Here is an 18,230-nt window from a genome sequence, read left to right as displayed (position 1 = left end):
CCCAGCGCGCCGCCTGCAGCATCAGCGACGCGCCGACCTGCACGGTCGGCCCCTCGCGGCCGATGGAAGCGCCGCAGAACAGGCCGACAAGAGTGAGGGCTATCTTGCCCGCCACCAGCCTGAGCGACAGGATATGGCTGCGGTCGTCGTCGTCGCGCAGGTGCCGGGCGGCGATCGCTTGCGGAATGCCGCTGCCTTGCGAGCCCGGAAAGAAGGCGTGCGCCAGCCATGCGCACAGGACAAAACCGAGCGGGGTGATCGCAAGCGGCAGACAGAAGCGCCAGCCGCCATCACTACCGATCACCACATGAAACAGCGCCTGTGCCTTGTCGGCCAGCACGGCAAACAACACGCTGATCAGGCCGATCGAGATCGCACCGGCCCAGAACACCAGGCGCGGCTGCCAGACGCGGCGCGAGGCCCACATGGCGCGCGAACGCCGCAGCATGGGATGTCTTCGCGATTGGCCGGCCATGTCTGTCCTCGCGGGAAAAACCCAGCCCTAACACAGGCATGACGCCGATCAAGCAAGAGTCTGTCGATCGCCCGGGATCAACGGGCCGCGGTGTTGGGCGTCCGCTCGCGAGCATGATCCAGAGAGCGCCTCCTTCAACCGAAGTGAAAGCTGCGCGACCCGCCGGCCTCCAAGCCGGCGGGCAATCCTTGCGAGATCGTCACAGGGCCATTTTTTCACATTCGGCCTGGGCCTTCTTGGTCGACGTATCGATCATATAGGCTTTGCCCTTGGCGTCGGTCATTATCATCATGCAATGCTTGATCGGCTTGGCCATCTTCATCATATCGGCGCCCATCTTCGCGTCCGGCATCATGGTGCCCATGTGCCCGTCCGGCATGATCGCCGTCACTTGTCCGCCTTTCATCATGGTCATGGTGCCCATTGTGTCCTCGGCAAACGCCTGCGAGGCGCAAAGAGCGGCGAGGCCGGCAATGACGGCGAGCTTGATCGATTTCATTCCGCATACTCCCATTGTGCAGGGGCACAGTTGCCCCATTCAGGGTTCGCGGATGGCGCGCCGGCCGTTACGCTGACACGAATATGTGATCGATGGCGCACCGGGGGAGCACCACGGCCCGGCCGCGGGACAGGCTGCCCGATCGCCCGCGGCATGACTCTGCCGCCAAGCTGTGCTATGCGCCCCGCTTGAGATCAGGCACGATGGATGAAATCGGCCGTAAACCGCTTATATCAGTGCAACCATGACCCTTTCACTCGACCTCACCGCCGAAGGTGCCCGTGACGCCTTGCGTACCCGCGCCATGCCGGCCGAAAAACCGTCGCTGATTGGCCTGACACGGGCCGAGCTCGGGGAGGCCCTCGTCGCTGCAGGCATCGTGCCGGAGCGTCAGGCAAAAATGCGCGCCCAGCAGCTCTGGCACTGGATGTATGTACGCGGCGTTTCCGACTTCGCCAGCATGTTCAACATCTCCAAGGACCTGCGCGCCGAACTCGACAGGCATTTCACCGTCGCCCGGCCCGAGATCGTCGAGGAGCAGATTTCCGCCGACGGCACGCGAAAGTGGCTGTTCCGCTTTCCGCCGCGCGGCGCCGGCCGGCCGGTCGAGATCGAAACCGTCTATATCCCCGAGGAAGGCCGCGGCACGCTCTGCATCTCCTCGCAGGTCGGCTGCACGCTGACATGCTCGTTCTGCCACACCGGCACGCAGAAGCTGGTGCGCAACCTGACCGCGGAAGAGATCCTGGCGCAGTTGCTCACCGCGCGCGACCGGCTCGGCGACTTCCCCGACCGCGACACGCCGGATGGCGCCATCGTCCCGGCCGAGGGCCGAAAAGTGTCCAACATCGTCATGATGGGCATGGGCGAGCCGCTCTATAATTTCGAGGCGGTCAAGAAGGCGCTGCTGATCGCCTCCGACGGCGACGGCCTTTCCCTGTCGAAGCGCCGCATCACGCTGTCGACCTCCGGCGTCGTGCCGGAGATTTTCCGCACCGGCGAGGAGATCGGCGTCATGCTGGCGATCTCGCTGCATGCGACCAATGACGACCTGCGCGACTTGCTGGTGCCGATCAACAAGAAGTATCCGCTCAAGGACCTGATCGCCGCCTGCCGCGCCTATCCCGGCCTCTCCAACGCCAAGCGTATCACCTTCGAATATGTGATGCTGAAGGACGTCAACGATTCCATCGAGGACGCCAAGGGGCTGATCAAGCTGCTCAAGGGCATTCCGGCCAAGATCAACCTGATCCCGTTCAACCCGTGGCCTGGCACCAACTACCAGTGCTCGGACTGGGAGACGATCGAGAAGTTCGCCGATTACATCAACAATGCCGGCTATGCCTCGCCGATCCGCACGCCGCGCGGCCGCGACATCCTGGCCGCCTGCGGCCAGCTGAAGTCGGAATCGGAGCGCATGCGCAAGGTCGACCGGCTGGCGCTGGAAGCCATGATGATCGCGGGGCACGGCGAGGTGTGAGCCGTCTCGCCGCCGGCCTCACGCGCTTCGCCATGATAGCAGTCGGCTACATCGCCGCTGTGCTGACCTCGATCCTGGTGCCGGTGCTGCTGATCGTTCTCCTGGCCGGGATCGAGGACGGCAACTGGTCGATCATTTTCACATTCGACTGGCTGGCCTCCTTCCCGCTCGCCGTGTTGACCGTGGCGATCTGCGCGCTGCTGATCGTCGGCCCGGCGATCTTCGTCGCCGAACGGCTGGCGCTGCGAGGATGGTTCTACTTCGCCGTCACGGGCGCGGTCACGTCGATCGTCTTCGGTGTTTTTGTCCCAGGCTCCGCCGGCGGCTTCGTTTTCAATCCGGGCTTCCTCGGTTTTCTGGCTGCGGCCGGCATTGCCGCCGGCTGGGTCTACTGGCTTCTGGCTGGACACAAGTCCGGTCATCTCACGGGCCGTGATCCCCGATGAACCGTCTGGTCGCCTATATCGTGCGCTTCGCCGTCATCCTGTTCGGCTATACGGTCGCCTCGCTGGCGGCGAGCGCCTTCCTCAACATCCTGTTCCTGGCCTCGCTCGGCTACGCGCCGGCGCAAGCCCATCCGGCGGCGACTGCATCGCTCTATTTTTCAATTCCTTTCGTCGCCCTGTTCGTCGCTTATTTCGGCTTCGCGCCGGCCGCGATCATCATTTTGATTGCCGAAATCCTCGGCCGGCGCGACTGGCTGTTCTACGCGCTGGCGGGCGCGCTGGTGGCGGGAGTTTTCCTCGGCCTGGTCGACAATATCCGCGATTCCACCTTCGCGGTCACCGAGACCAGCGCCATCATGGCGGTGCTCGGTGGCGGCATGGTCGGCGGCATCTTCTATTGGCTCAGCGCCGGCCGCTGGGCCGGAAGCTGGTGGAAGGACGAGAACGCTCCTACTTCGCCTGGGCCGTCAGGATCTTGAGCGCGAAGGCCGAGAACACGCCGGCGAAGAGATAGTCGACCACCCGCGTCACGCGCGGGCTGGCTTTCATCGCCGCCGAGAATTTTTCCGCCGCCAGCACCATGGGTGCCGTCACCGGGATCGACAGCACGATGAACATGGAGCCAAGGAAGAACAGTTTCCCGGGCGCGTTCGGATCGTGCGCGGAGACGAATTGCGGCAGGAAGGTCATGAAGAACAGGATGATCTTCGGGTTGAGCAGGTTGACGCCGAGCCCCGCGGCCCAGCTACGCAGCAGCGAGATCCGCGGGCCCGTCTTCTTTTCCGGCGAAAAGGCCGAGCCCTTGGCGATCGCCTGCCAGGCCAGGAAGACGAGATAGCCGGCGCCAAAGATCTTCAGCACGAAGAAAGCCATCGGCGAGGCGACGATCAGCGCCGAGACGCCGACCACCACCAGCGTGGTATGGATCAGCGTGCCGCACAGCGCGCCGGCCATCGAGGCGAAGCCTGTGGCCCGACCCTGGCTCAGCGTGCGCGACACGAACAGCGTCATATCAGGGCCTGGCGTGATCGCCAGGATCACGGTGGCGATCGCGAACTGGACCAGCGTGGCGGTGTCGGGAATGAAGGACATGGGCAGGCCTTTGTGTTGGGGAGGTCAGGCTATAGAGGATGCCGCCCGTTCTTGCCAGCGGCCGGACGGCAAGAGTGCTGATCCAGCCCTGCTCGATCCTGGTGTCACCACCTGCCTCGTGTTCATCCCTTGCGCAGCCTGGAAGCGGCGTGATACCTCGCGCGCCGAGAACTCCTGTCGTGGAACTGCCAAATGTCCAAGATCAAAGACGTCAAGAAGGTCGTGCTCGCTTATTCCGGCGGGCTCGATACATCCATCATCCTGAAATGGCTGCAGACCGAACTCGGCGCCGAAGTCGTCACCTTCACCGCCGATCTCGGCCAGGGCGGCGAGCTGGAGCCGGCGCGCCGCAAGGCCGAGATGATGGGCATCAAGGACATCCGCGTCGTCGACGTGCGCGAGGAATTCGTCTCCGACTTCGTCTTCCCGATGTTCCGCGCCAACACCGTCTATGAAGGCACTTACCTGCTGGGCACCTCGATCGCGCGACCGCTGATTTCCAAGCACCTGGTCGAGATCGCCAGGGAGACCGGTGCAGACGCGATTGCGCACGGCGCCACCGGCAAGGGCAACGACCAGGTGCGTTTCGAGCTTTCCGCCTACGCGCTCAACCCCGACATCAAGGTCATCGCGCCGTGGCGCGACTGGTCGTTCAAGTCGCGCACCGACCTGATGAACTTCGCCGAACAGCACCAGATCCCGGTGCCGAAGGACAAGAAGGGCGACGCACCGTTCTCGGTCGACGCCAACCTCCTGCACTCCTCTTCCGAGGGCAAGGTGCTGGAGGATCCATGGGTGGAGCCGCCGGAATTCGTGCATCAGCGCACCGTGTCGCCGATGGACGCGCCAGATGCCGTCACCGAGATCGAGATCGAGTTCCTGAAGGGCGACCCGGTCGCGCTCAACGGCAAGAAACTGTCGCCGGCGACCATGCTGGCCGCCCTCAACGACCTCGGCCGCGACAATGGCATCGGCCGGCTCGATCTTGTCGAGAACCGTTTCGTCGGCATGAAATCGCGGGGTGTGTATGAAACGCCCGGCGGCGCCATCCTGATCGTGGCCCATCGCGCCATCGAATCGATCACGCTCGACCGCGGTGCCGCCCACCTCAAGGACGAGTTCATGCCGCGCTATGCCGAGCTCATCTATAACGGCTTCTGGTTCTCGCCCGAGCGCCTGATGCTGCAGGCGATGATCGACAAGAGCCAGGAAGACGTCGAAGGCACGGTGCGGCTGAAGCTCTACAAGGGCAATGTCATGGTTACCGGTCGCAAGTCTGGGAAGACGCTCTATTCCGACGCGCTGGTCACCTTCGAGGACGACCGTGGCGCCTACGACCAGAAGGACGCCGCCGGCTTCATCCGCCTCAATGCGCTGAGGCTGCGGACATTGGCCGCGCGCAACCGCAACAGCTAATGCATGTCGCCCGGAAGTGTCCTCGGTTTCGGGACAACGACATGCATAAAATCAGAAGCCTACAGCATGTCACGGCGAATCCTGTTTCGCCGCGACATGCTGTAGACGGGATGCGCTGTCCCGGCCGATGCCTGGTGCCGCTGGTCCTTCTGGCGGCACCGGCCATGGCCGGGGATTTCAACCCTGCCTCGCTCGACCTTGCCGCCCTTATCGAGTGCCGGGCCGACGTGCCCAGCTATAACGGCTTTGCCCTCTGGCTGGCCGGCGAACCCGGCGCCGCGAAGGCGCTGAGCTGGAACGAAGGTCCGTCAGGCAATCCGTTCCTGCGCCAATATGACTTGCCCGCCCCGGTCCATGTCTTCGGGCGCGAGACCGAGACAATCGTCTTTACCGCGACAGGGCCGATGGCCGTGCTTGATGGCATCGCCGCGCCGGACCTCGCCCGCCAGCTCGACGTCCCGGCGACGGTCTCGACGCCGGACAAGTTCCTCGGTGAGAAGGTCGTGGCCGAAAGCACCGAGGAGGCAGGCGGCTTGAGCCTTGCCACGCGCTCACGCTCAACGTCTCGACGGTCGAGTCCCATCCCGGCAAGACGCTGGCCGGCTGCTCCTATGTGCTCGACGTGAAATGAAAACCCGGCGCGAAGGCCGGGTTCTTCGTTCAATGCCGTGCGGTTCGATCAGTCGGCGTCGATCGCGGTGGCGATGCGGGCGATGGCCTGCTGATAGACGCTTGCGGAATTCCAGCCGGCGATCGCGCCCATATTCGACTGCGCGCTGGCGCCAGCCCGCCAGCCGTGACCCTTGAGGAAGTTGGCGGTGGAGGCCAAAGCGGTGGCCTTGTCGCGCAGGTTTCCGCTGCCGACCGCATATTTCAGGACATTTCCGGGCAGGAACTGCGTGTGGCCGATCTCACCATGCATGGCGCCGACCGACGAGGCGGTCAACGCTCCGCGATCAACCAGCTTCAGGGCCGCGATGGCGTGCGGGTGAAAATAGTCGGGGCGGCGGCAATCATAGGCAAGCGTCAAAATGGCGGAAACCGTGTTCTGGTTGCCCATGGAGGCGCCGAAGCCGGTCTCCATGCCCCAGATGGCGAGCAGCACGCCCGGCGACACGCCGTAGTTCTGTTCGATCTGGTTGAACATCGCCGCGTTCGACTTCTTCAGCGAACGGCCCTTGGAAATGATCGCGGACCCGCCACGGCGCTTCATGAAATCGTCCACCGAGCCGCTGAACGCCTTGTGGATGGCGCGGTCGGCGGAGATGGTCCTTGTTGCATAGGTCGCGCCGGCCAGGGCGGCCAGCCCCCTCGACCCGACACCTTCGGACTTGGCCTCGGCGGCGAAATCTTGTTTCCAGGCGTCGAAGCCGGCGCCGGTCTTGCCGCAACTGGCCGCCGCTTGCGCGCCCGTTGCCAGCCCCAGCACCGCCACCACCGTGGCCGCTAAAATCCTACCCTTGGCAAGAAATGCCATGTTGTTCTCCTGGTTGCCTGATTCACGTCCCGATTGCGAATTTGCCAGCGAAACGCGCATTTGTCACCGTCTGTGGCGCGATGCTGGCGAATGCCGGGGAATTTGCCTACGATCAAGTGATTATTGTGGCGAGGCCATGCATGAAAGACGTTGATGCCGGCCATGGACCGCATCGGCGCGCCTGGATCAGCGAGGGAAATAGTCTCGCCGGACCGCGGAACACCGGCCGGTGGCTCGCGTTTGGCCACGGGCCCGCCCTGCATCCTGTGCCTTCTGATGAATTGAGACCGAGATGAAACTTTTCGACTGCCCGCATTGCGGCCACCGTCTCTATTTCGAGAACGCCCAGTGCCTGAACTGCAGCAGTCTCGTGCTTTATGATCCCGAGGGCGCGCGCTTTGTCCTTTCCGGCGTCGACGGCGCTATCCAGTGCACCAATGCCGACGAATGCGCCTGCAACTGGATGGCCGAGCCGGGGCAGGTCTTCTGCCGTGGCTGCGTGCTGAACCAGCTGATCCCCGACCTCTCGGTCGACGGCAACCGCCGCCGCTGGATCCGCGTCGAGGCGGCGAAGAAGCGCGCCATCTATTCGCTGCTCGCCTTCGGCCTGCCGGCGGCGCCCAAGCAGAACCCGACGGACGAGATCGGGCTGGCCTTCGACTTCCTTGCCGATCCGATTGGTGGCGGCCCGGGTGGCGAACGGATTCTAACCGGCCACGACAATGGCCTGATCACGCTCAACGTCGCCGAGGCCGATTCAGCCGAGCGCGAAAAACGTCGCGTCGAGATGGGCGAGAATTATCGCACGCTGCTAGGCCATTTCCGCCACGAGCTCGGCCACTATTACTGGGACCGCCTGATCCGCGACGATCCGCAAGGGCTGGAAGCGTTCCGCGCTTTGTTCGGCGACGAACGCGCCGACTACGAACAGGCGCTGAAGGCCTACTACGCCAATGGCGCCGCGCCTGACTGGCAGCAAGACCACATCTCGGCTTACGCCACCTCGCATCCATGGGAAGACTGGGCCGAGACCTGGGCCCACCATCTGCACATCACCGACACGCTGGAGATGGTCCATGCGCTCAACTTCCCGCTCGGCCGGCTGGAGACGGTGGAGGCGGCCGAACTGCCGCGGGGCGATACTGGTGGCGGGCTGCAGGCAGCGCCCTCGGAGCCTGCAAAGACGCCCGAGCCCTTCGACAATATCCTTGCCCGCTGGCTGGTGCTGTCGGAAGCCTCCAATTCGATCAACCGCTGCATGGGCCTGCCCGACCTCTACCCCTTTGTCATTTCGGACGTGACGGCGCGGAAACTGGCCTTTGTTCACGATCTTGTGACCAGCTTGCCGAAAGACACGGGAAATCGTGAGTTGGCTCGCGCGTTTTAACCGGAACGCATGCGCCGCTGCCCCGTTTTCGCTGGCGAGGGACCACGAAAACGGAGAGAAACCATGAAATCCGTATTGTTTCCCGCAATCGCCGGAGTGTTCACCATGATGTCGGGTGCCGCCTTGGCTGACACCGCCGTGTCGGCGGTCACCGATCTCAACGTGCGCGCTGGCCCGGGTCCGCAATATCCGGTGATCGGCGTGCTGGCCGCCGGCCAGTCGGCGACGCTCAATGGCTGCATTGAAAACAGCAAATGGTGCACGATCGCCGAAGCCGGCGGCCAGGGCTGGGTCTATTCCGACTACGTCACTGCCGATTTCGGCGGCAGCCGCGTGGTGCTGACGCAGCGGCGCTCCGCCGTTGCCGTCGTCTCGCCGCCGGACGACATCGGCAACTATTCCACCGAGTACACCGGAGCGATCGTCGCCGGCGAGCCGATCGACACCGTCGTCCGGCCTCCGGCCGAGGTCAGGACCTATGTCGACACCCATCGCCTCGACCCCGTCTATCTCGAAGGCGAGGTGGTGACCGGCGCAACCCTGCCCGACACCGTCGAGTTGCGCGAAATTCCCGACTACAAGTATCGCTATGTCTATGTGAACGGTCAGCCGACGCTGGTCGATCCGCAGACGCGGCGCATCATGTACGTGGTGCGTTGACAGAGGCCAGAGGTCGCCGAAGCGGCGGCTTGCGACACTGGGAGAACGTGCGGTACCCGGGCGGCGCTTGGGTGCCGCGCGATCTGTTTGCGCGTATCCCTGGTGATATCGATTCCGATTCCGGAAGCCATCGGCTAGATCAAGGACAGCTGGATCAAGCAGCGATGGATTCGGATCGAGGACAAGCGTGACAATCGACGACACTGCCTTCGAGCGCTATCGCGACACGCCGAACACCAGGACGACTTTGTTGCGTCTATTGCTGGGAACGCTGATCGTGGTCCTGTTCTGGGGCGCCACCACCGCGGCCGTGCTGATCGGCGGCACACATGTTTACTTCGCCGGGCAGGCGGCGGCTTCGCCATATGGCATGGAGGGTTTTCTTGCCTCGCCCATCGGCATCCTCAGCGCGCTCACCTCCTTCGCCGGGATCTGGATTGGCCTGTGGATCGCCATGCGCTGGGTGCATGGCGAGCCGCTGTCGGCCCTCTTCGGCACCGGCCGCCGCATATCGCGACCGGACTTCCTCAAGGGGCTGATCGCGGTGCTGACCACCTCGGCTTTGTCCGAAATCCTACTCTATTTGCTGGCGCCGGGGATCGCGCGCGGCACGATCAGCCTGTCGTCCTGGCTGCTGTTCGCGATCCCGATCGTCGCGCTCACCTTGCTGCAGACCTCGTCGGAAGAGGTGCTGTTCCGTGGCTATCTGCTGCGCGGCCTCGCCAGCCGCTTCCGCAGCCCTGTCATCTGGGCGCTGCTGCCCGGCCTGCTGTTCACCTCGCTGCACTGGAGCGGCGGTTCGTCGGTCGCCATCAACGCCTGCGTCCTGGTCTCGATCGCCGCTTTCGCGCTGCTTCTGACGGTCGTGGTCTATGCCACCGGCAATCTCGGGGCCGCATTTGGCGCCCATCTCGGCAACAATTTGACCGGCTTCCTGCTGATCTCGCATCAGCAGAGCTACAATTCCTTCGCCTTGTTCACCGCCAAACCGCTCGAAGGGCCGGGATGGATGGTGTCGGATGCAATTCTCATCGCCCTCATCGGCATCGCCTGCAGCTTGCTGACGATTGCTCTATTGCTGCACCCACGCTCGCCGCTCAAGGTCCCGGCCGAGGTTCCGAACGCCGTGGGTACGGCCTGATCGCGGTCCGGGAAACGGCGCGACACCGGCCTTGCCTTGACTCTTCGGCCGATTTCCTGTCTACAGCCCACCAATTCCGCGACGAGTATCCCTCCGAGCAAGCCGACCAGGATGCCGAAGCCTCTTTGAGGCCAAGTGCTGTAAACAGATCCTGGAGGCCAACACCCGGCAGCGCTGTGCGCCCCCGGGTGCTTTTTGGTTTTGGGCTTTTGCTTGGAGACTGGCTTTTGCTTGGAGACTGGGCGCGAACGCATTACCTCTCGGGCACCATCCGGGTGCCAGGGAAAAGGAAAACGAATGTTTGAATCGCTGCAGGAGCGCACAAGAGGCGTGGAGGGCCATCGGCCCGCCAGGGATCACTATGACTCCAAGGCGCTCTCGCGCGGTGGGTTGATCAATGTTTGAGTCCCTGCAAGAGCGCCTTGGCTCCATCCTGAACGGCCTGACCGGCCGCGGCGCGCTTTCCGAGGCTGATGTCTCGGCGGCGTTGCGCGAGGTGCGCCGTGCGCTGCTCGAGGCCGACGTGGCGCTGGAAGTGGTGCGTTCCTTTACCGACAAGGTACGCGAGAAGGCCGTCGGCGCCGCCGTGCTGAAGTCGATCAAGCCCGGACAGATGGTCGTCAAGATCGTCCATGACGAGCTGGTCGACATGCTGGGCGCCGAGGGCGTCGCCATCGACCTCAATGCGCCCGCTCCGGTCGTCGTCATGATGGTCGGCCTGCAGGGCTCCGGAAAGACGACGACTTCGGCCAAGATCGCCAAGCGCCTGACCGAGCGGCAGAACAAGAAGGTCCTGATGGCCTCGCTCGACACGCGGCGCCCCGCCGCGCAGGAGCAGTTGCGCCAGCTCGGCGAGCAGGTCAAGGTCGCGACGCTGCCTGTGATAGCAGGCCAGAACCCGGTCGATATCGCCAGGCGGGCAGTGCAGGCGGCCAAGCTCGGCGGCCATGACGTCGTCATCCTCGACACCGCCGGCCGCACCCATATCGACGAGCCGCTGATGGTCGAGATGGCCGACATCAAGAAGGTGTCGAGCCCGCACGAGATCCTGCTGGTCGCCGACTCCCTGACCGGCCAGGATGCCGTCAACCTGGCGAAAAGCTTCGACGAGCGCGTCGGCATCACCGGTCTTGTGCTGACCCGCATGGACGGCGACGGCCGTGGCGGTGCCGCCCTTTCGATGCGCGCCGTCACCGGCAAGCCGATCAAGCTGATCGGCACTGGCGAAAAAATGGACGGGCTGGAGGAATTCCACCCCAAGCGCATCGCCGACCGCATCCTGGGCATGGGCGACATCGTCTCGCTCGTCGAGAAGGCGGCGGAAAACATCGACGCCGAGCAGGCGGCGGCGATGGCCAAGAAGATGCAGTCGGGCAAGTTCGACCTGAACGACCTCGCCCAGCAGCTTCAGCAGATGTCGAAGATGGGCGGCATGGGCGGCATCATGGGCATGATGCCCGGCATGGGCAAGATGAAGGACCAGATGGCCGCCGCCGGCCTCGACGACAAGATGTTCGGCCGCCAGCTCGCCATCATCTCCTCGATGACCAAGGCCGAGCGCGCCAATCCCGATGTACTGAAACACTCGCGCAAGAAGCGCATCGCCGCCGGCTCCGGCACCGATGCGGCCGAGATCAACAAGCTTTTGAAGATGCATCGCGGCATGGCCGACATGATGAAGGCGATGGGCGGCAAGGGCAAAGGCGGTGGCCTGATGCGCGGCATGATGGGCGGCCTCGCCTCCAAGATGGGCCTTGGCGGCATGGTGCCCGGGGGCGGCATGATGGGCGGCGGCATGCCCGACCTGTCGAAGATGGATCCCAAGCAGCTCGAAGCCTTGCAGAAACAGGCGCAGGCCGCCGGCCTCGGTGGCATGAAGGGCTTGCCCGGCGGTCTTCCGGGTGGCGGCGGCTTGCCCGGTCTGCCTGGCGGCATGAAGCTTCCCGGCCTTGGCGGTGGTGGCGGCCTGCCCGGTCTCGGCAAGAAAAAGTGAGGACGCTATGAACGAAGAAAAGGACATGGCCGACGCCCGCACCATCCTGGCCGGCTACCGCGCCTCGATCGACAACATCGATGCCGCCCTCATCCATATGCTGGCCGAGCGCTTCCGCTGCACCAAGGCGGTCGGCATGCTCAAGGCCGAGCATGGCCTGCCGCCGGCCGACCCGGCGCGCGAGCAGCAGCAGATCGCCCGTCTTCGCCAGCTTGCGAAAGATGCGCATCTCGATCCGGATTTCGCGGAAAAATTCCTCAACTTCGTCGTCCGCGAAGTGATCCGGCACCACGAACAGATCGCCGCTGCCAACGGCGTGACGAAAACCGGCTGATAACCAGCCTGAACAATCAACGAAATCAGAGCTTTTAGGAGAAAAGAAAATGGCACTGAAGATCAGACTGGCCCGTGCGGGGTCGAAGAAGCGTCCTTACTACCACGTTGTCGTCGCCGACGCCCGTTCGCCCCGCGACGGCCGGTTCATCGAGTCGCTCGGCTCGTGGAACCCGCTGCTGCCGAAGGACGGCGAGCGCATCAAGGTCGACGCCGACCGCGTCAAGCATTGGCTGTCGCACGGCGCCCAGCCGACCGACCGCGTGCTGCGCTTCCTCGATGAAGCCGGCCTTGCCAAGCGCGAAGCCCGCTCCAACCCGAAGAAGGCCGAGCCCGGCAAGAAGGCGCAGGAACGCGCCGCCCTGCTGAAGAAGGCCCAGGACGACGCCGCTGCCGCCGTCGCCGCGGCCGCTGCCGCACCAGCCGAAGCGGAAGCCGCCACCGCCGAGTAATCGCTTCCTATTCCTTGCGCAAACAGAACGGCGGGCCTGTGCCCGCCGTTTTGCTGTTTGCAATTGTCACTCACCTGCCCTTTGCTGTGTCCTTGGAAAAGCTTCTGATTTCCGGCTGAGGATCCAATGGGCGAACGAGCCGTCGCGGAGGAAATCCTGTCCGGCGGCGTCGCCGGAACCCTGTTACGATGCGTCGATGCCACGACAGGTGTCGTGGTGCTGGGCGGATCGAGCGGCCGCGTCGATGTCGAGCGCGCACGACTGTTCGCCGATGTGGGCGTCTCTGCCCTTGCCCTCCGCTGGTTCGACGGCGAAGGCCAGGTCCCAGGCATATGCGAAATCCCGCTGGAGACGTTTTTCGCCGCGACCGACCGGCTTGTCGGATTGGGGTGCCGGCGCATCATCTATGTCGGCACGTCCAAGGGCGCCGAGGCATCCTTGCTCGCGGCAGCGCATGACCCGCGCATCGATGCCGTGGTCGCGATCAGCCCGACATCGGTGGTCTGGGGCAACATCGGGCCGGGCCGCGACGGCATCAGCTGGCCCGAGCGGTCGTCATGGACGCTGAAGGGGGTTCCATGCCCGTTTGTTCCAACAGACCCGGATTGGAAGGCAAGCTACCTCGATGGCCTTGTGTCCTATCGAGGGCTTTTCGAACACTGCCTGGCAAGATTCAAACAGGAAGCGGACAGGGCCGCCATTCCCGTCGAGGTTATTTCGGCGGAGATCGTGCTGGTCGCGGGCGGCGGCGACGCCCTGTGGCCATCCCTGGATTTTGCTCGATCGATCGTCCGCCGTCGAAAAGACGCCGGAAAGGCCACACGCCTCGTTTCGGCTCCCGACGCCGGCCACCGCATTCTCCTGCCGGGTGAAAACACGCCGCGCTCAAGCTCGCATGCCCATGGCGGCAATGACCGCGCCGACGCGGGTTTGGGGCGGGACGCCTGGCGATACGTCCGGGAGCTCCTGTAGCGCGCGCCGTGATAGTGCCTCAAACGAGTTGCAGCCAATTCATCGACCGCAAACGGCGGGTCAAAAGCCCGCCGTTTGCTCTTCATTTTTGGCATGCGGTCGTTCAATAACCGCTTGGGCAGCGATCGACATAGGTATGGCCATTGCGGTCGCGATAGCGGCAACGGCCCGGTTCGCTGGCCCGGCCGATCAGCGCACCGGCCACGGCCCCGACGGCACCGCCGACAACCGCGCCTTGCACCGGATTGTTGGCGACCGCCGCGCCAACCGCGGCACCGCCGAGGCCGCCGACGGCCGCGCCTTTTTCCGTCTGCGAACAGGCGCCGAGCGCCGTCGTCAGCACCAGAATGGTCAGGATTCTCTTCATTTGTCGTTCCTCTCACATGCGGATCGCCGTCTCGCCGCCAAGTCCCTAACTCTCAGACGGGTAATTTGATCCCGAGAAGAATGAAGATCGTGACGACACCTGGCAGCGATTGGCGCGGAACGGCTACCGGCTGAACGGGATCAGAGCGCGCACTTTGGGGTCACGCAGATAGAGGCCGCCCCAAAGGATGATGCCGAGATAGACGCCGAACAGCGTGTGCGAAAACAGCGGACTGCCGATACGCGCATTGGTGGCGATGGCGCCGCCCATATAGGCGGTGAGCAGGATGGCGCCGAGCACGGAGGTGCGCGGCAGGGCGTAGAGCGCGGTCGAGACCAGGCCGATGATGCCCAGCATGCGCGCGACATTGGCGTCGGCCGGCCAGCCGAGCGGCACCATCGTCTGGGTGACGATATCGAGCGGCGGCAGCTTGATAGCGCCGTCGAAGATCATGAACAGGATGATGAGGCCGCTGAGCACGCGGCCGGTCCCTAAGGCGCCGGACGAGACGGGCGCGGTTTCGGAGATGCTCATGGTGTTCCCTCCTGATGGTTGGCCCCTTTTCAGCGGGGTCGAACCAAGGACGTGCCGTGAGGCGGCGATCCGACACGTGTCTGGATTTGTCTTGGCGCCGATTTCCACCATGCTGAGGACTCTGCTGCCAGCGGAGCTATCGGCATTCGTCCATGGCGGGGCTATTGAGGAGCGGGCAGTGCACCAGGCGAGACGACAAATGACCGGCGAGACCGATCTGAGGACATTGTTGGCGTCGATGACGCCGGAATTGCTTGATGGCACCTATGTCTTTGCCACGCTGGCGCCGCACGTGCCGCAGCCCGAAGGCCTGGAGCCGGTGATGGTGTTTCGCGAGCGCGAGGGCACGGCGCTGATCGTGACCGAGGAAGCCGCCCGGACCACGGGGCTGGAGGCTTCGTTCCGCTGCCGGATGATCACGCTGAACATCCACTTATCGCTCGAAGCCGTCGGCTTCCTCGCCGCCATCACCGCACGCCTCGTCGCCGCCGGCATGGGCGTCAATCCGGTCTCGGGTTTTTACCACGACCATCTGTTTGTGCCGGCCGGGCGGGCGGAGGAGGCGATGGCGGTGCTGCGCGAACTGAGTATGGATGGCGCGAGTTGAAATCGGCGCAGAGCGGCTTTGACGGCTAATCTCATGACCCGGCAGCGCCAAATCGGCATGGCCGGCGCTGCCCCTCATCCGCCCTTCGGGCACCTTCTCCCGCTAAACGGGGAGAAGGAAAGGCATCCGGCCGAAGGCCGAGCCCGCGACGGCGGGCCGCCGGTCGTCCGGCGCCCTCGCGGAGGGCCCGCCGCGGCAGCGGCGATACGGCCCGTGAGCGAAAACTAAGCCGCCTTCTGCTTCGGCTGGATCAACCCGCGTTCGACCAGCAGTTCGGCGATCTGCACCGCGTTCAACGCCGCGCCCTTGCGCAGGTTATCGGAGACGATCCACATCGACAGGCCGTTGTCGACGGTCGAATCCTCGCGGATGCGCGAGATGAAGGTGGCATCCTCGCCGGCTGATTCCAGCGGCGTGATGTAGCCGCCATCCTCGCGCTTGTCCAAGACCTGGCAGCCAGGCGCTTCACGCAGGACGTCGCGCGCCTCGTCGGCGGTGATCGGCTTCTCGAACTCGATGTTGACCGCTTCCGAATGGCCGATGAACACCGGCACGCGCACGCAGGTCGCCGTCAGCTTGATCTTGGGGTCGAGCATCTTCTTGGTCTCGGCGACCATCTTCCACTCTTCCTTGGTGAAGCCGTCGTCGAGGAAGACATCGATATGCGGGATGACATTGAAGGCGATGCGTTTGGTGAACTTCTTGACGTCGACCTGGTCGGCGACGAACACCGCGCGGGTCTGGGTAAAGAGCTCGTCCATGCCTTCCTTGCCGGCGCCGGATACAGACTGGTAGGTGGCGACGACGACGCGCTTGATGGTGGCGGCATCATGCAGCGGCTTCAACGCCACGACGAGCTGCGCCGTCGAGCAGTTCGGGTTGGCGATGATGTTCTTGCGCGTGAACAGCGAGATCGCGTCCGGGTTCACCTCGGGCACGATCAGCGGCACGTCCTGGTCGTAGCGGAAGGCCGATGAATTATCGATGACGACGCAGCCCTGCTTGCCGATCTTCGGCGACCACTCCTTGGAGACGTTGCCGCCGGCCGACATGATGCAGATGTCGGTGTCGGAAAAATCATACTGGTCGAGCGGCCTGACCTTCAGCGTGCGGTCGCCGAACGACACTTCCGTGCCCATGCTGCGCCGCGAGGCGAGCGCCACGACTTCGCTGACCGGAAAGCCGCGCTCTTCCAGAATGTTGAGCATTTCCCGGCCCACATTGCCCGTGGCGCCGACGACTGCAACCTTGAAACTCATAGAAATCTCCTGTCCCTCTCCGCTTGGTTTTTGGAGAAAACCCGCCGGCCAAGTGCGGGTTCCGTCCCCCGGGCCGGACCCGGGAGAGGGTGGTTAGGCCAAGGGAATCACACCGTTTTGGTGGTTTTGGTAGTTTTCTTGGCCAAGAATGGGGTTTTGCCGAAACGAGGCGACGCGCCGACACGCCCGGCCCAATGGTTTGCATTGAGGCTGGGGGCATCGAATGCAAGAAGAGCCATCAAAAGGCCGCGCATCGAAAAACGATCCCGTTCAAAGCGGGCTTTTACGCGGTTTGCCGCAGGAGTCAATTGGCGCCTCTTTTCCTTCTCCCCTTGTGGGAGAAGGTGGATCGGCGCGCAGCGCCGAGACGGTTGAGGGGTGGGTAACGGAACTCCGTCCTTGCCAAGCTGGAGCACCCCTCATCCGACCTCGCTTCGCGAGGCCACCTTCTCCCACAAGGGGAGAAGGGAAGAAGCGCGGCGGGCTGCACTGTACAATGGCCACCGCAAGAAGTACGAACACCCAAAGATTGTCTGACCGGCACGCGTGCCGGTCCCGGATGTGCTTCGTAAGAGCAATCCCTTGAATTCCGAAAGAATGAGATGTCCAACTTCGAAGGTATTGTTCCCGCGCTGGCACAAGCGCTGGAGAAACGCGGCTATTCCGACCTGACACCGGTGCAGAAGGCGGTGCTGGAGCTCGGGCAGGCCGACGCTCTGGTGTCGGCACAGACCGGCTCGGGCAAAACCGTCGCCTTCGGCCTTGCCCTGGCGCCGACGCTGCTCGACGGCGCGGCACGTTTCGGCCCGGCAGCGGCGCCGCTGGCGTTGGCGGTGGCGCCGACGCGCGAACTGGCGCTGCAGGTGACGCGCGAGCTCGAATGGCTCTACGAGCCGACCGGCGCCACGGTGGCATCCTGCGTCGGCGGCATGGACATGCGCACCGAACGGCGGACGCTGGAGCGCGGCGCCCATATCGTCGTCGGCACGCCCGGCCGGCTGCGCGACCACATCACCCGTAATTCACTCGACATGTCGACGCTCAAGGCCGTGGTGCTGGACGAGGCCGACGAGATGCTCGATCTCGGCTTTCGCGAGGACCTCGAATTCATCCTCGATGCCGCACCGGCCGACCGTCGCACGCTGATGTTTTCCGCCACCGTGCCGCGCTCCATCGCCACGCTCGCCCAGGGCTATCAGCGCGATGCCGTGCGCATCTCGGCCGCCGGCGAGGAAAAGCAGCATCTCGACATCGAATACAGGGCGCTGAATGTCGCCCAGGCCGACCGCGAGAACGCCATCATCAACGTGCTGCGTTTCTATGAGGCCAAGAACGCGCTGGTGTTCTGCAACACGCGTGCCGCCGTCAATCATCTCACGGCCCGCTTCAACAACCGCAATTTTTCCGTCGTCGCGCTCTCGGGCGAGCTCAGCCAGAACGAACGCAGCCATGCGCTGCAGGCGATGCGCGACGGCCGCGCGAAAGTCTGCATCGCCACCGACGTCGCGGCGCGCGGGATCGACCTGCCCAACCTCGAACTGGTGATCCACGCCGACCTGCCGACCAATCCGGAAACGCTGCTGCACCGCAGCGGCCGCACCGGACGTGCCGGACGCAAGGGCGTCAGCGCGCTGATCGTG

Annotated in this window: 22 protein-coding genes; 14 read left to right on the top strand and 8 right to left on the bottom strand. The window is 64.2% G+C overall.

Annotation, left to right across the window (positions count from 1 at the left end):
* Both O7A61_RS24355 and O7A61_RS24350 read right to left on the bottom strand, forming a co-directional pair.
* The coding region (locus tag O7A61_RS24355; RefSeq protein ID WP_337131971.1) for a chloride channel protein at window positions 1-475 on the bottom strand (475 nt) is incomplete at its 3' end.
* Window positions 476-674: 199 nt separating this feature from the next.
* Complete coding sequence (locus O7A61_RS24350) at window positions 675-974, bottom strand: hypothetical protein (protein WP_337131969.1); 300 nt, start codon at window positions 972-974, stop codon at window positions 675-677.
* A gap of 244 nt (window positions 975-1,218) precedes the next feature.
* On the opposite strand from O7A61_RS24350, the gene rlmN reads away from it, so the two are divergent.
* The 3 genes from rlmN to O7A61_RS24335 are packed head-to-tail and all read left to right on the top strand — an operon-like array spanning window position 1,219 to window position 3,379.
* Complete coding sequence (gene rlmN / locus O7A61_RS24345; protein ID WP_337131967.1) at window positions 1,219-2,454, top strand: 23S rRNA (adenine(2503)-C(2))-methyltransferase RlmN; 1,236 nt, start codon at window positions 1,219-1,221, stop codon at window positions 2,452-2,454.
* Complete coding sequence (locus tag O7A61_RS24340; protein ID WP_337131965.1) at window positions 2,451-2,900, top strand: hypothetical protein; 450 nt, start codon at window positions 2,451-2,453, stop codon at window positions 2,898-2,900. Before rlmN ends, O7A61_RS24340 begins: the two co-directional genes overlap by 4 nt.
* A complete protein-coding gene (locus O7A61_RS24335) occupies window positions 2,897-3,379 on the top strand; it encodes a hypothetical protein (RefSeq protein ID WP_337131964.1) in 483 nt (160 codons plus the stop codon). Before O7A61_RS24340 ends, O7A61_RS24335 begins: the two co-directional genes overlap by 4 nt.
* Here the strand turns inward: O7A61_RS24335 and O7A61_RS24330 are convergent.
* A complete protein-coding gene (locus tag O7A61_RS24330; RefSeq protein WP_027146213.1) occupies window positions 3,351-3,992 on the bottom strand; it encodes a LysE family translocator in 642 nt (213 codons plus the stop codon). The two genes, O7A61_RS24335 and O7A61_RS24330, sit on opposite strands and share 29 nt — an antisense overlap.
* A gap of 192 nt (window positions 3,993-4,184) precedes the next feature.
* Between O7A61_RS24330 and O7A61_RS24325 the strand changes: the two genes are divergently transcribed.
* Window positions 4,185-5,408 (top strand): argininosuccinate synthase, encoded by a 1,224-nt coding sequence (locus tag O7A61_RS24325; protein ID WP_140510500.1) that lies wholly within the window; start codon window positions 4,185-4,187, stop codon window positions 5,406-5,408.
* Window positions 5,409-5,542: 134 nt separating this feature from the next.
* Window positions 5,543-6,034 (top strand): hypothetical protein, encoded by a 492-nt coding sequence (locus O7A61_RS24320; RefSeq protein ID WP_337131962.1) that lies wholly within the window; start codon window positions 5,543-5,545, stop codon window positions 6,032-6,034.
* Window positions 6,035-6,087: 53 nt separating this feature from the next.
* On the opposite strand, the gene O7A61_RS24315 is transcribed toward O7A61_RS24320, so the two are convergent.
* Complete coding sequence (locus O7A61_RS24315) at window positions 6,088-6,885, bottom strand: lytic murein transglycosylase (protein WP_337131960.1); 798 nt, start codon at window positions 6,883-6,885, stop codon at window positions 6,088-6,090.
* Window positions 6,886-7,177: 292 nt separating this feature from the next.
* Here O7A61_RS24315 and O7A61_RS24310 point away from each other — a divergent pair, with 292 nt between their 5' ends.
* The 7 genes from O7A61_RS24310 (at window position 7,178) to O7A61_RS24280 (ending at window position 13,823) form a co-directional block, all read left to right on the top strand.
* The gene (locus O7A61_RS24310) at window positions 7,178-8,272 is read left to right on the top strand and encodes a zinc-binding metallopeptidase family protein (protein WP_337131958.1); all 1,095 of its coding nucleotides are present in this window, start codon (window positions 7,178-7,180) and stop codon (window positions 8,270-8,272) included.
* A gap of 63 nt (window positions 8,273-8,335) precedes the next feature.
* Window positions 8,336-8,932, top strand: coding sequence for a DUF1236 domain-containing protein (locus tag O7A61_RS24305; protein ID WP_027146218.1), 597 nt, complete (start codon window positions 8,336-8,338; stop codon window positions 8,930-8,932).
* A gap of 187 nt (window positions 8,933-9,119) precedes the next feature.
* Window positions 9,120-10,073: a CPBP family intramembrane glutamic endopeptidase gene (locus O7A61_RS24300; RefSeq protein WP_337131956.1), complete on the top strand. Its 954-nt coding sequence runs from the start codon at window positions 9,120-9,122 to the stop codon at window positions 10,071-10,073.
* 397 nt (window positions 10,074-10,470) lie between these two features.
* Window positions 10,471-12,066, top strand: a complete 1,596-nt coding sequence (gene ffh / locus O7A61_RS24295; RefSeq protein ID WP_337131954.1) for a signal recognition particle protein — start codon at window positions 10,471-10,473, stop codon at window positions 12,064-12,066.
* A gap of 7 nt (window positions 12,067-12,073) precedes the next feature.
* Entirely contained in the window at window positions 12,074-12,400 is a 327-nt protein-coding gene (locus O7A61_RS24290) for a chorismate mutase (protein ID WP_027146221.1), read from the top strand.
* A 49-nt stretch (window positions 12,401-12,449) separates the two neighbouring features.
* Entirely contained in the window at window positions 12,450-12,851 is a 402-nt protein-coding gene (gene rpsP / locus O7A61_RS24285; protein WP_027146222.1) for a 30S ribosomal protein S16, read from the top strand.
* 126 nt (window positions 12,852-12,977) lie between these two features.
* Entirely contained in the window at window positions 12,978-13,823 is an 846-nt protein-coding gene (locus O7A61_RS24280) for an acyl-CoA thioester hydrolase/BAAT C-terminal domain-containing protein (RefSeq protein WP_337131953.1), read from the top strand.
* A 103-nt stretch (window positions 13,824-13,926) separates the two neighbouring features.
* Here O7A61_RS24280 and O7A61_RS24275 read toward each other — a convergent pair whose 3' ends face one another.
* Window positions 13,927-14,190 carry a glycine zipper domain-containing protein gene (locus tag O7A61_RS24275; RefSeq protein WP_027146224.1) on the bottom strand — a complete coding sequence of 88 codons (264 nt, stop codon included), beginning with the start codon at window positions 14,188-14,190 and terminating at the stop codon, window positions 13,927-13,929.
* Between the two features lie 123 nt (window positions 14,191-14,313).
* A complete protein-coding gene (locus O7A61_RS24270; RefSeq protein WP_337131951.1) occupies window positions 14,314-14,724 on the bottom strand; it encodes a DoxX family protein in 411 nt (136 codons plus the stop codon).
* Window positions 14,725-14,923: 199 nt separating this feature from the next.
* Between O7A61_RS24270 and O7A61_RS24265 the strand changes: the two genes are divergently transcribed.
* On the top strand, window positions 14,924-15,331 hold the full coding sequence (locus O7A61_RS24265) for an ACT domain-containing protein (RefSeq protein ID WP_337131950.1): 408 nt from the start codon (window positions 14,924-14,926) through the stop codon (window positions 15,329-15,331).
* Window positions 15,332-15,555: 224 nt separating this feature from the next.
* Here O7A61_RS24265 and O7A61_RS24260 read toward each other — a convergent pair whose 3' ends face one another.
* Window positions 15,556-16,590: an aspartate-semialdehyde dehydrogenase gene (locus tag O7A61_RS24260; RefSeq protein ID WP_337131949.1), complete on the bottom strand. Its 1,035-nt coding sequence runs from the start codon at window positions 16,588-16,590 to the stop codon at window positions 15,556-15,558.
* 107 nt (window positions 16,591-16,697) lie between these two features.
* Window positions 16,698-16,898 (bottom strand): hypothetical protein, encoded by a 201-nt coding sequence (locus O7A61_RS24255; protein ID WP_337131948.1) that lies wholly within the window; start codon window positions 16,896-16,898, stop codon window positions 16,698-16,700.
* 294 nt (window positions 16,899-17,192) lie between these two features.
* On the opposite strand from O7A61_RS24255, the gene O7A61_RS24250 reads away from it, so the two are divergent.
* Window positions 17,193-18,230, top strand: a 1,038-nt coding sequence (locus tag O7A61_RS24250) for a DEAD/DEAH box helicase (protein WP_337131947.1), incomplete at its 3' end; no start/stop codon positions are given.

It is taken from the genome of Mesorhizobium sp. Cs1321R2N1, from assembly GCF_037179725.1.
GTDB classification, from domain to species: Bacteria; Pseudomonadota; Alphaproteobacteria; order Rhizobiales; family Rhizobiaceae; genus Mesorhizobium; species Mesorhizobium salmacidum.
The sequence above is the reverse complement of the archived record's forward strand: the minus strand, read 5'-3'. Positions and strand labels throughout refer to the sequence as shown.